This is a genomic window from Mycoplasma sp. 1654_15 (assembly GCF_012516495.1).
Taxonomy (GTDB): Bacteria; Bacillota_I; Bacilli_A; order Mycoplasmatales; family Metamycoplasmataceae; genus Mesomycoplasma.
This window is the reverse complement of the sequence record NZ_CP051214.1, coordinates 760,237-773,949: the sequence shown is the minus strand read 5'-3', so window position 1 is coordinate 773,949 and position 13,713 is coordinate 760,237. Positions and strand designations below refer to the sequence as shown.

10 protein-coding genes and 1 tRNA gene are annotated in these 13,713 nt (G+C 25.8%); 9 read left to right on the top strand and 2 right to left on the bottom strand.

Annotated features, from left to right (window positions below; all coding sequences use genetic code 4):
- Positions 1-168 precede the first annotated feature (168 nt).
- From rplM to asnA, 4 genes are all read left to right on the top strand, one after another.
- Positions 169-606 carry a 50S ribosomal protein L13 gene (gene rplM, locus HF996_RS03295; protein WP_168910617.1) on the top strand — a complete coding sequence of 146 codons (438 nt, stop codon included), beginning with the start codon at positions 169-171 and terminating at the stop codon, positions 604-606.
- A gap of 2 nt (positions 607-608) precedes the next feature.
- Positions 609-1,007 carry a 30S ribosomal protein S9 gene (gene rpsI, locus HF996_RS03290; RefSeq protein ID WP_168910616.1) on the top strand — a complete coding sequence of 133 codons (399 nt, stop codon included), beginning with the start codon at positions 609-611 and terminating at the stop codon, positions 1,005-1,007.
- A gap of 46 nt (positions 1,008-1,053) precedes the next feature.
- Positions 1,054-1,130, top strand: a tRNA-Ile gene (locus HF996_RS03285).
- A gap of 295 nt (positions 1,131-1,425) precedes the next feature.
- A complete protein-coding gene (gene asnA / locus HF996_RS03280; RefSeq protein ID WP_168910615.1) occupies positions 1,426-2,409 on the top strand; it encodes an aspartate--ammonia ligase in 984 nt (327 codons plus the stop codon).
- Here the strand turns inward: asnA and HF996_RS03275 are convergent.
- Both HF996_RS03275 and HF996_RS03270 read right to left on the bottom strand, forming a co-directional pair.
- Positions 2,401-2,769, bottom strand: coding sequence for a hypothetical protein (locus HF996_RS03275; protein WP_168910614.1), 369 nt, complete (start codon positions 2,767-2,769; stop codon positions 2,401-2,403). The two genes, asnA and HF996_RS03275, sit on opposite strands and share 9 nt — an antisense overlap.
- 725 nt (positions 2,770-3,494) lie before the next feature.
- Positions 3,495-5,177, bottom strand: a complete 1,683-nt coding sequence (locus HF996_RS03270) for a GIY-YIG nuclease family protein (protein ID WP_168910613.1) — start codon at positions 5,175-5,177, stop codon at positions 3,495-3,497.
- A gap of 77 nt (positions 5,178-5,254) precedes the next feature.
- On the opposite strand from HF996_RS03270, the gene HF996_RS03265 reads away from it, so the two are divergent.
- From HF996_RS03265 to HF996_RS03245, 5 genes are all read left to right on the top strand, one after another.
- Positions 5,255-5,662, top strand: coding sequence for a hypothetical protein (locus tag HF996_RS03265; RefSeq protein ID WP_254427703.1), 408 nt, complete (start codon positions 5,255-5,257; stop codon positions 5,660-5,662).
- A gap of 161 nt (positions 5,663-5,823) precedes the next feature.
- Entirely contained in the window at positions 5,824-7,773 is a 1,950-nt protein-coding gene (locus HF996_RS03260; RefSeq protein WP_168910612.1) for a DNA gyrase/topoisomerase IV subunit B, read from the top strand.
- On the top strand, positions 7,757-10,420 hold the full coding sequence (gene parC, locus HF996_RS03255) for a DNA topoisomerase IV subunit A (protein WP_168910611.1): 2,664 nt from the start codon (positions 7,757-7,759) through the stop codon (positions 10,418-10,420). Before HF996_RS03260 ends, parC begins: the two co-directional genes overlap by 17 nt.
- 8 nt (positions 10,421-10,428) lie before the next feature.
- Positions 10,429-13,107, top strand: coding sequence for an isoleucine--tRNA ligase (gene ileS, locus HF996_RS03250; RefSeq protein WP_168910610.1), 2,679 nt, complete (start codon positions 10,429-10,431; stop codon positions 13,105-13,107).
- A complete protein-coding gene (locus HF996_RS03245) occupies positions 13,097-13,690 on the top strand; it encodes a signal peptidase II (RefSeq protein ID WP_168910609.1) in 594 nt (197 codons plus the stop codon). Before ileS ends, HF996_RS03245 begins: the two co-directional genes overlap by 11 nt.
- Positions 13,691-13,713: the final 23 nt, after the last annotated feature.

The window sequence follows — 13,713 nt, the reverse complement described above, 5'->3', positions numbered from 1 at the left end:
AATTATTATAATAAATTAATAAACTAATTTAAATATTTAAATAAAATAAAATTAATTAGTAAAAACTCGATTTTTTTGTTTGGTTTTTCAAATAAAAATGTATAATTTAAAAACTTACTTAACCTGTTACATTATTTTTACATTATTAAAAAATAAAAAGGAATTGTGATGAGACAAACCACACTAGTAAAACATAAAGAAGTTACTAAAAAGTGATATGTTATTGACGCTGCTGGACAAGTACTTGGTAGGTTAGCAACATTAGCAGCTTCTCACTTAAGAGGTAAAACTAGCCCTAATTTCACACCAAATGTGGATATGGGAGACAATATCATTATTATAAATGCTGATAAAATAGTTTTAACAGCTAAAAAAGAAGAGCAAAAAATCTATTATTCACACTCAGGATATCCTGGTGGATTAAAAACAATAAATGCTAAAAATTTAAGAGCTAAAAAACCAATTGCTTTAATAGAAAAAGCAGTTTGAGGAATGTTACCTCACACCAAATTGGGAGATAAACAAAGAAAAAATTTATTTGTTTATGCAGGTCCAGAACATAAACATGAAGCACAAAAACCAGAAATTTTAAAGGTAGGTAAATAGTTATGGCAGATAAAAAAATTACTTATCGTGGATTAGGAAGAAGAAAATCTTCAGTTGCAAGAGTCATAATTACTCCAGGAACAGGTGAATTTAAAGTTAATAAACGTTCAGCAAAAGAATATTTAAAATTAGACCTTTTAATTCAAGAGGCATTACAACCATTAGAGATAACAAAAACAACCAATCAATGAGATATTAATGTAAATGCTTCAGGTGGTGGTTTATCAGGGCAAGCAGGAGCTATAAGATTAGGAATTGCTAGAGCATTATTAGAAGCATCTGCAGATTACCGTCCTGATTTAAAATCAAAAGGTATGTTAACTCGTGATGCACGAGCAAAAGAAAGAAAGAAATTCGGACTCAGAGCTGCACGTCGTTCAAGACAATTTTCAAAACGTTAATTTTTATAGTATAATATACATTAGCAACCTTGTTGCTAATATTATTGGGAGCGTAGCTCAGATGGTTAGAGCACACGACTGATAATCGTGAGGTCGATGGTTCGATCCCATTCGTTCCCACCATATCGTTTTTGACCAAAATACATCTTTATAAGATGTATTTTTTTAATTTTAAAAAAAGAGTATAATTTAACTCACTAATGAAGTTTTTATTATTAAATTTAAATCAGAATCAGATAAATCACTTATTTAATAGTGTAGTTTTTAATAATAACTTTGTTAATTTAAATAATTTTAATTAATTGAAACTTATAGTATTTAGTAACATAAATTATAAGTTTTGATTATTCCAAAGTTTATCAAATAATTTTTGTTGCTAAAAAAGTTTCTATTTAGATATCTAACATAGAAAGGTAATATGTATAAATCAAAATTAAATATTTTTGAAACACAAAAAGCAATTGAAAACATTAAAATATTATTTCCTAAATTTTTATCTGAGGCTTTATCTTTAACAAGAGCCACTGCACCTTTATTTGTAGAACCTCTAACAGGATTAAATGACACTTTAAATGGAGAAGCAGCTGTTTCATTTGTTCCTAAAGGTCTTGATACCAAATTAGAAATTGTTCATTCACTAGCTAAATGAAAAAGATATGCTTTAAGAGAGTACGATTTTTATGTTTATAAAGGTCTATACACTGATATGAATGCAATTAGAAAAGAAGAAATACTATCTCCTTTTCACTCATACTATGTAGACCAGTGAGACTGGGAAAAAATTATTAAAAAAGAAGACAGAAATTTAGATTACTTAAAACAAACTGTAAAAACTATTTATGATCAAATAAGAAAAACAGAAGAAGAATTAGTAAAAAAATACCCACAACTTAAAATCAAATTACCAAAAGAGCTTGTTTTTATAGACTCACAAGAACTAGAAGATTTATATCCTGAACTTAGTCCATCAGAAAGAGAAACCAAATTTTCAAAAGAAAAAGCTAAAGCTTTTTTTGTTATAAGAGTAGGTTGAAAATTAAAATCTGGACAAGTACATTCATCTAGAGCTATCGACTATGACGATTGAAATTTAAATGGAGATTTAATTTTTTATCACGAAACTTTAGATAAGGCTATCGAAATTTCTTCAATGGGTATAAGAGTAGATGCAAAAGCCTTATTAGAACAAAGTAAATTAACTAAACTAGAATTAGAAAAGAAATCAAAATTTCATAATGATCTAGTAAATGAAAACCTACCATTTTCTATTGGTGGTGGTATAGGTCAAAGTAGATTATGTATGTTTTTATTAGAAAAAGCACACATTGGAGAAGTTCAATCTAGCTACTGACCTAAAGAAATTCTTGAAAAAACCAAAAAGGAAAACATAATTTTATTGTAAAACTTTAAAAAAACAATTTTTTAGTTTATTTGTTTGGTAGTAAATTGGTAGTAAAATAATTACAGGAGGTAAATTGCAACCAAATAAATTCAAATTAATAACTTTTTTATTTATTTCATTTTTTAGATGATTTTTTATAATTCATTTATTGGTTTTTTTCTTCATTTCTATAGGCTTAATCCCACAAGGAGAGGGTTGAAATGGTTTATTTATATCATTAATTCTTCTTCCTGGATTTGGTCTAATTACTTTTTTTTCTTTAATATATCAAATATTCTTTTCACTTAAATATATTTCAACTGTAAAAAATAGAGTATTATTTATTCTATTTCCATTAATTTTTGGATTAAAACATAACAATAAATTTGATGTTATCGAACAAAGATGAGATTTTAAAAAATTTCAGTTTAGAATCTTATTTTTTTCAAAAATATTAGCCTTTTTAGTGTTTCTCTTTTACATATTTTCGACTTCTATTTTTGATGAAAAAATATATCTTAAACAAATTGTTACCTGTTTTGGAATAGTTATAATATATTGAGCAGTTGTTATGTTAGTAACTAATTTAATATTTATTCCATTTATTAAAGAAGAAAAAGAATATATAGAAAAATTAAAAAACAAATATTCATATTAAGAATAAAACAAGCTATTAAAAAATTAAAAATAAGTATAGATTATAAAATACCACAATGTATTTGTGGTATTTTATTTTCTTTACTTTTCTTCTATATTTATATTTTTGTAAAGTAAAAAATGCATATTTATAAAACAAAATAATTTAAATTATACAATTATCGAGTTTCATTAAAATAGGTATTTTTTAACATAAAGTTCTTTTACATATCTTTAAATTTCAAAAACATTATTTCACAATAAATTTAGATAATTACAGTAAAGACTCATCAATAGTATCAGTGTATTATGAAGTTCCACATTCTTAGTGGTTCAAATCGTTAATCACTGAAGAATAAATTAGTTATACGGATTTAGGAAATAACAAAGGTTTATGCGAATACATAGCTTTAGCATATAAACTATATGAATTAAACAACAAAAAATTAAATCCTAGTTGTTTTCTTTCATTAATTATTTTTGAGTTTTTTGATCTGTTCAGAATTTAAAAATAATTTTAATTCTTCTTCATTAGCTTCTTTAATATTTTGATAAGTTTTAAAGTAAGCTAAAAGTTTCTCTTGAGTGTTTATATCAATATTTAATTTATCTAAAAAAGAAGAAGTTAAAATTTTTATGTTTCTTTTTCTGTGCTTTATCTTTGCATATTTATCTACTTGGATTTGCATATTAGAAAGGAAATTGAAGGATTCTTGACTAATATTTTCAACTTTTTGACATTTTTCATTCAAGACATAACTAGTTTTATGTTGTGCATTTTTAACAATACCAAACAAAGGTACATAAATGTTTGATTCTCTCAAAGCTTGTTGTGCTTTTTTTATTTGTTGTTGTGCACCATCTACAAAAATAACATCTGGTTTTAGAAAAGTTTTAATTGAAAAGTATTTTTTGATACTTTCATACATAAAATCTAAATCTGATTTTAAAGATTTAGAAACATTAAAAAACCTATTAAATTTGTTTATATGAATACCATCAATAAAAAAGATAATTCCAGTAACTACATTTTCAAAATTAGAGTGAGAATTATCGATAATCATTATTTTATTTGCTTTTGCAATATTTAGATCATTTGCTACTTTTTTAAGGATTAAATTCTCTTTTTGTTCTTCTTTTTCAAGGATGTTTAATTTTTCTTGAACAAAAAATTTATTATTTTCTTTTGCCATTTGCATTACTTGATTGAATTTTTTGTTATTAGAAAAAACTATATTTAAATTTTTAAATTCATTGATTAAGTCCCAGTTGGCTCATGTAGATTCTAAGACAATTTGGTCAGGAATTAAATTAGTTTTATAGTAATTTTTTAAAAATATAGCAAAAGTTTCTTCCAGGTTAAAAATTAAATTTAAACTCAAATTCTTATACGAAAATAAAGTTCCATTTCTATAAAAAAGAAACGAAATAAAAACAAAAGAGCTATTTTCTTCTGCATAAATAAAATCAATGTCTTTTTGATCTGTTAAAGAAATATTATTGTTTTGGTTTTGTAAATCAGATAATGCGAGCCTAACTTTTTTTAGTTCACTGGCTCTTTCATACTGCTCTTGCTCTACGTAAAATTTTTCTTCTTCATAAATTTGCTTCAAAAAAGAAGCATTTTTCATTTTTAAAATCTTTTTACACAACTCAAATTTACTTTGTTTTTCTTCAATTGATAGATTTTCTATAGGAAGACCTTTTTCAAATTTAATTTTACTTTCTAAATATCTTTGTAAGTGCCAAGCATCAGTTTTTTTAGTAAAGGGACCAAAATAAAAATTATGTTTACTAGAAATCCTATAAGCTAATTTAATGTCTAAATTTTTGTTAATTTCAATGTAAGGATAAGTATGATCATCTTTTAGTAAAATATTAAAAGTTGGATTATATAATTTTATTCATTTATCTTCTAAGATCAAGGCATTATTTTCTGAATCCGTAATAAAAAAGTCTATATCTTCAGTTTGATTTATTAACGAATTTGTTTTGTAAGAATTAATATGACCAGTTGCGTATTGTTTCATTCTATTAAAAATATTTTTAGCTTTTCCTACATATAAAACATTTTTATTTTGGTCTAAAAATTTGTAAACTCCAAATGTTTTTGGAAATTTTTTTCGCTCAATTAGTTGTTTAAATTTTTCCATTTTCTAATTTTATTATTATATTAAATAAATATTAAAAATTGTTGTATAATTAAAATAATTTCGACTTAAAGGAAAAAATGATATTAACAGATATTGATGCTAAAAAATACAAAAAAACAGCTATTCATTTCTTTATTTTATCAATTGTAGCTTATCTTGCATTCGCAGGAATTTTAGCCTATTATGTTTATGCTAAAGTAGGTGGTACTGAGTTTGCAAGCTTCATAATTGAAGGAATTATAGTGGTTGGATTTTTAATTTTATTTGTTGTTGCTTCAGCATTTTTTGCAGGCTTTTATGTATACCATAAAGATTTAGTAAAATATAAAGAACAAGAACAACAAAGAGAATTAATTAAAGAAAAACTTTTAGAAATTCCATTAAGTGAAGAAGCAGAAGAAGTATTTAACGACGATATTCAAGAAGAAAACGACGAGCATCAAAAAGAAGACACAGAAAATTTAACTTTACAAACCCAAGAGTAAAAAACCAAGAAAAATCTTGGTTTTTTTCTTTATTTTCCTTATTTTTTGCTTTCTTTTTATTCAACTGAATTTTTTTTTATTAAAATATATAAACTATTTAATATTTATTAAATAAGAAATTTTTTATTTTTTTAACTCATTAACAAACTAAAGGAATAATTATGTCAACATATACAGTAGAAAATTTAAAAGTTTTAAAGGGACTAGAAGCGGTTAGAAAAAGACCAGGAATGTATATTGGTTCTACAGATTTTGAAGGTTTACATCACTTGGTATGAGAAATTGTAAGTAATGCAGTTGACGAAGCTCTAGCAGGTTTTGCAAAAAACATTAATGTAACTTTAGAAACAGATGGTTCTATTGTTGTTGAAGACGATGGAAGAGGAATTCCTGTCGAAAAACACGCTAGTGGACTTTCAGGTGTAGAGCTTGTGTTTACAGAACTTCACGCTGGAGGAAAATTTTCTGATGATGTTTATAAAAATTCTGGAGGACTTCATGGGGTTGGTTCTTCCGTTGTAAACGCATTAAGTAGTAAATTAATTGTTAATGTTTATAAAAATAATAAAAATTATGAAACTAAATTTATTAATGGTGGAAAAATTGAACAAAAAACAACAATAGTAGGAAATATTAACAAACAAGGTACTAGGGTTCAATTTTGACCTGATAAAAAAATCTTCGGTAATAATAATTTTTCTTTTGACTTAATATCAGAAAGACTAAGAGAAACTTGCTTTTTAATTTCAGAATTAAAAATTCATCTTGAAGACAAAACTACCTTCCAAAAAGAAGCATTTTTTTTCAAAAATGGAATTAAAGATTTCGTAGAATTTATTAATCAAGGTAAAACTGTTTTGAATAAACAAGCAGTTTTAATTGATGAAACACAAGAAAAAATAAACGTTGAACTTGCATTTCAGTACAATGATAGTTACTCAGATTCAATAATTTCTTTCGTTAACAATATAAAAACTAAATCTGGTGGAACTCATGAATTAGGTTTAAAACAAGGTCTAGTAAGAGTTTTCAACGATTTTGCACAACAAAAAAATATCTTTAAAAATAAAGCAAATTCACTAGATATTTTGGATATTAAAGAAGGATTAACTCTTATTTTATCTTTAAAAATACCTGAATTTTTACTTGAATTTGTTGGGCAAACTAAAGATAAATTAGGAACACAAATTGCTAAAACAGTTGTTGAAGACATTACTTATAAGCAAATTCTTTTATGACTCAGCAAAAACCAACAAGAAGCTAATAAAATTCTTAATAAAATTAAAGATGCTTATGATCAAAGAGTTTCAAGTAAGCTTTCCAAAATTGAGTCTAAGAAATCCAAAGATGCTTCAAAAGAGAAGAAAATTCTTTCCGGAAAGCTGGCTCCAGCACAATCAAAAAATAAGCTAGAAAAGGAACTTTTCATTGTCGAAGGCGAATCGGCAGGAGGTAGTGCAAAATTAGGGAGAGACCGTAAGTTTCAAGCTATTTTACCTTTAAAAGGAAAGATAATTAATGCTGAAAAAACAAGATTAATTGACTTATTAAAAAATAATGAAATTGTAGCCATTATTAGTAGTTTAGGTACAGGAATTGGACAAGATTTTAATATTAATAATTTAGAATATAACAAAATTATTATTATGACCGATGCTGATACTGATGGTGCTCATATTCAAATCCTTCTTTTAACCTTTATTTTTAGGTATATGAAGGAATTAATTGAAAAAAATCACGTTTATATAGCTCAACCCCCTCTTTATAAAATTAGCTTTAAAAATAAAGAATCTTTATATGCTTGAAATGAAGCAGAGTTAAAACAAATCACCCAAAACAGAACTAATTTTGATATTCAAAGATACAAAGGTTTGGGAGAAATGAATGCTGAACAACTTTGAGATACAACAATGAATCCAGAAAAAAGAACACTAATTAAAGTACAAATTCAAGATTTAGCTATAGCAGAAAGAAGAATTTTTACTTTAATGGGAGACAAAATAGATATTAGAAAAGAGTGAATTCAAAAAAACGTAAATTTTTCTTTAGACGATGATTTTATTATAAATTTAACTGACAATGAGGACTTAAATAATGAAGAAACAAGATAATAAAATGAAGCAAAATGAAGAACAATTAATAGTAAATTCACTTGATTCTATAGTTTCAGAACGTTTTGTTAGATACTCAAAATATGTTATTCAACAAAGAGCTATTCCTGATGTTAGAGATGGTTTAAAACCTGTACAAAGACGGATTTTATACTCAATGTGAATGTTAGGTCTCAAAAATGATAAACCTTTTAAAAAATCAGCCAGAATTGTCGGTGATGTAATTGGTAAGTACCATCCACACGGTGATTCTTCAATTTATGAAGCGTTAATTCGTATGGCTCAAGAATGAAAAATGAATCTCCCTTTAGTAGAAATGCATGGAAATAAAGGTTCAATTGATGATGATCCAGCAGCGGCTATGCGTTATACCGAAACACGTTTAGAAGCTGTTGCTAATTTAATGTTAGAAATTATTAACAAAAAAACAGTAAATTTTGTTCCTAATTTTGATGATTCAGAAAAAGAGCCAACAGTTTTACCAGTTTTATTTCCTAATTTATTAGTAAATGGAACTAAAGGAATTGCTTCAGGATTTGCTACAGATATTCCACCTCATAATTTATCGGAAGTAATTGATGCATGTGTAGAGATGCTCAAAAACAAAGCAACACCACATTCTAAATTAAGGCAAATAATCAAAGGCCCAGATTTTCCAACTGGTGGAATTATTTATGATACAAAAGGAATTGATGAAGCATTTTCTACAGGTCAAGGAAAAGTAATTTTAGTTTCCAAATATAAAATAATGGATGAAAATAAACACAAAGCAATTGAAATAACAGAAATTCCGTTTTCAGTAATAAAAGCAGAACTCGTTAAACAAATAGATGAAATTAGATTTGAGAAGAAAATTGAAGGAATTTCAGATGTAATTGATCAATCAGATAGAAAAGGAATTTCTATTATGATTGAGCTTGAAAAAGAAGCAAATATTGAATTAATTTTAAATTATTTACTTCAGAAAACGCAGATGCAAATTAGTTATTCATATAATTCAGTAGCTATTCACAATAATACTCCAAAACTTTTATCTATACCTAAAATGCTAGATTATTATTTAGATCATTTAAGAGACATTAAAACAAAAGAAATTCAATTTGACTTGTTTAAGAATAAACAAAGACTCGAAATTGTAGAAGGTTTTTTAAGAGTTGCAGATATCACAGATCAAGTAATTAAAATCATTAGAAATTCTGATAATTCCAAACAAGGAGTAATTGAAGCCCTAGTCAAAAACTTTAGTTTTAGTATTTTACAAGCAACTGCAATTGCCGAAATGAGATTGTATAGACTTTCTAGAATTGACCAGCAAAATTATTTAAATGAAAAAAATAACTTAATTCAACAAGTAGCTAATTTAAATAATTTACTTGAAAATGAAGGTGATTTTAGCAAATATTTAATCTCTATTTTAAAAGACATTAAAACTAAATTTGGAACGCCAAGAAAAACTGAAATTATTAATCAAACTTTTAAAATAGAAATTAATCAAGAAGAACTAATCAAAAATGAAGAAGCATATTTTGTAGTTACTAAACAAGGTTTATACAAAAAGATGTCAAACAAAGTTTTTGAATCTAACGACATTTCTAATATTGTTTTAAAAGAACAAGATTATTTTGTATTTGTAAACAAAATCCAAACTAAAAATAAATTATTAATTTTTACATCACTAGGAAATTACATTTTTATTCCCTTACACACTATTGAAGATTCAACTTTTAAATCAACTTGGTCTGATTTACAAATAGATTATTTATTAAAAAAGGATGAATTCATAATTTCAGTAATCGAAGTATCAGAATTTAGTGAAAATTATTTTATAACTTTAATTACTAAAAATGGTTTGGGTAAAAGAATTTCATTAAAAGATTTAGAAGTTTCTAGGTTCAAAAAAACTATTTTAGCTATAAAAATAAAGCAAGATGATCAAGTAGTAGGAGCAAAACTAAGTGATAATTATCAAGATATTGCACTGTTTACAAACCAAAATAGAGCTTCTAGATACAGTGAAATAGAAATTCCAATTTACGGAACAAATTCATCAGGAGTTAGAGTACTGAAGCTTAAAGATGGCGAATTTATAAATCATTTTGTTTTAGGACAATCAGATAATGAATTTGTATTGGTGGCAAAAACAGGTTATATTAGAAAAATGAATTTAAGTTCTATTTTTTATGGAAACAAAAATAGTCAAGCTAAAAATTACTTAGAATCTAAATTTTCTCACTTAGAAATTGTTAATATTGTTGAATTTAAAACTGATGCAATTTGCTTCATTTTTGAAGAACCTAACAAGATTTCCAGGCAGGAAATTCAAGAGTTACAAATTGATTCTGACAAGTTTTCAAACTTAAAAAATCCATTTATATATTACATTTATATAAATCAACTCAATAATAGTTTGAAAAACGAAGAAAAATATAATAAAATTGAAGCTAAAAAGTTAGAAAAAGTAAGTTCTAAATCAAGAAATTACAAAGAAAAAGAAAGCAAAGTAGAAGAAAAAGTAGAACAAAAAGAAGCTAAACCAGTTTCTTCCAAGCCTTTTGATATTGATAATGCAGTAAAAAAAGTAAAAGACAAACTTAAAGAAATTGATGAGCTAGATATAGATGCATTACTTAAAAAATTTGATAAATAAGGAACATTATGGACAAAAATTTTTATAAAAACTCTTTAAATATATTTACCACAGAGTTTTCAATGAAAGCAAATCTTTCAGAAAAAGAAGCAAAATATAGACAATTTTGGTTAGACAATAAAATTTACCAAAAAGCACTAAAAAATAATTATAAAAACCCTCAATTTGTAATTCACGATGGTCCTCCATATGCAAATGGGGATATTCATATTGGACACTCTCTAAATAAGGTTTTGAAAGATATAATTATTAGATATAAAACAATGCAAGGATTTTATTCTCCTTTTGTTCCAGGTTGAGATACACATGGATTGCCAATTGAAAACAAAATTCTTTCATTAAACAACATTTCTCACAAATCTTTATCAGTTTTAGAGTTAAGAAAACAAGCTAATAAATACGCAAATGAACAAATTGAAGCACAAAAACAACAATTTGAACAACTCAATTTACTATCAGATTTGAGTACCATTTATCAAACTAACACACCAGGTTTTGAAGCAAAACAGTTAGAACTTTTCAAAGTTATGGTTGAAAAAGGTTTAGTTTATAGAGGACTCAAACCAGTTTATTGATCTCCATCTAGTCAATCAGCTTTAGCAGAAGCCGAAATTGAGTATTTAGATCATCGTTCTCCTTCTATTTATGTAGCTTTTGAAATTTCAAAAGGAAATTCAAAAGTAAACAAAGGAGATAATTTAGTAATTTGAACAACAACACCTTGAACTTTAATTGCTAATTCAGGAGTAGCAGTTGGAGAACATTTTGAATATTCCAAAGTTAAAAATAAAGAAAATATCTTCATTATTGCTACTGAATTAGTAGAAAAATTAGCAAAAGAGTTTAACTGAGAAAGTTATGAAATTTTAGATACTTTTTTAGGAACTGAATTAGTAGATGTTGAATATATTAGACCAATTATGAAGGAAAAAGAAGGAAAAATTGTTATCGGACATCATGTTACAATAGATTCAGGTTCTGGTTTAGTTCATATGGCTCCTTTATTTGGTGAAGATGATTTTTGAATTTCTAAAAAAACTGGTTTAGAACACATTATGCATGTTAATGATGATGGTACATTAAATAATTTAGCTGGAAAATATGAAGGTTTATTTTACTTAGACGCAAATAAAGAAATTGGACTTGCTTTAGAAAATGAAGGAAAATTATTAAAATTTTCTACTTTTAATCACTCATATCCTCATGATTGAAGAACAAACAAACCAGTTATTTATCGTGGAACTCCACAGTGATTTGTTGCAATTGAAAAAATAAAAGAAGATATATTAAAATCAATTGAAGAAGTAATTTTTCCACAAGAATGAATTAAAAACAGACTTCAAGCAATGATTGAAAACAGGCAAGATTGAACAATTTCAAGACAAAGATCTTGAGGTGTTCCAATTATAATTTTTTATGACAAGGATAAAAATCCTGTTTTAGATAAGCCTGAAATTTTTGATTATGTAATTAATTTAGTAAAAGAATTTGGTTCAGACGTTTGATATGAAAGAGAAGTAGACGAACTTTTACCTGAACAATTTAGAAATCTTGGATGAAGCAAAGAAAATGACATTATGGATGTTTGATTTGATTCAGGTTCTACTTCTATTGGTGTTCAAATTGATAACGTAAAAGTTCCTTTTGACTTGTATTTCGAAGGTTCTGATCAGTACCGTGGTTGATTTAATTCTTCACTTATTAACAGTTTTATTTATTACCAACATCCACCTTATAAAAGATTATTATCACATGGTTTTGTTGTTGATTATAAAGGTAATAAAATGTCCAAATCTAAAGGAAATGGTGTTAATCCTCTAGACTTAATAAAAACTTATGGAGCTGATATTTTACGTCTTTGAGCAAGTAATAGTGAATACTTTAATGATGTAGTTTATTCTAAAGAAATCATTGAACAAAATGTAGAAATTTATAGAAAAATTAGAAATACAGTTAGATTTTTAATTACCAATTTAGAAGATTACAAACATAATCCTGAACTTAAACTAGAATCAGTTCACGAGTATATGGATAACAAAATTAAGAAACTAAAAAATACAATAATTGACAACTATGATAATTTTAGATTTGTCAAAATTATTAAAGAAATTAATAACTTCATTATTGATTTTTCAAACTTTTATTTATCTATAGCTAAAGACTCTTTATATGCCGACAAGCTAGATAATTTAAATCGTAGACAGTTTCAATTTAATTTATATAACCTTTTAAATGTATTAACAATTTCTCTGGCTCCAATTTTACCAACTACTACTGAAGAGATTTACTCATTTTTAAAATTAGATAATAAACAAGAATCAGTACATCTCGAAACTTTCTTCAAAAAAGAAGCATTTGATGAAAAAATTGAGGAAAATTGGAAGGAATTTTTTAAGGTTAAAGATAGAATTTATCAACTAATTGAACAACAAATTAAAGAAGGTCTGATAAAGAGAACTAACGAAGCTTTTATCCATATAAACACAGATTCTGAATTTATAAAATCACTAGATCTTAAAAACTTATTAATGGTAGGAAAAGTACATTTTGCTAACAAAGATAAAGTTCAAGCTTTTGAATCAACAAAATGTTTACGTTGCTGAAACCACTTTGTTAAAAAAGAAATGAAAAATGAAGTGTGTCTAAGATGTTATGAAGTCGTTAAGGAATTACTCGATGACAATTAAAGGTAAAGATGTTAAAACTATAGTTATTTGTATTCTTAAAAGAGTTTCTAAAAAAAGACTTTTACTCAATGCTCTTTTTCTTTGTGGTCTTTTGCTTGTTTTGCTATTAATAGATCAATTAACAAAAAACTTAATTTTTAAACACGAAGATTTTAAAACATCAGCTCCACCAGAATCTTTATGAATTAATCACGGTTGAATTGGATTTAGACCTCTTTTACATCAAGGAGTAACTTCCGGTTTAGCAAAAAAATTCGGTTTTACGGTTATTCATATTTTTGCCTTTTTATTGTTGTTTATCTTAATTTTTAGTGTTTTACTGTCTAAAAATTATTATTTCGCAGCCTTTATGATAGTTCTACTAGCTGGCAACATAGGAAATGAATTAGATAGACTTTTATATGAAAATGGAGTAAAGGATATAATTTTTATTCCTTATCGTGATAATGGAACATTTAATTTTGCTGATATTTTTATAATTGCAGGACCTATTGGAATGGTACTTGTTATGGGAATAGAAATAGGTTTACCAATGCTTAAAAAATGATATAAACAAATAAAATCCAAGCCAAAAAAACAATAAAAAATGTAGCAAATTTGCTACAT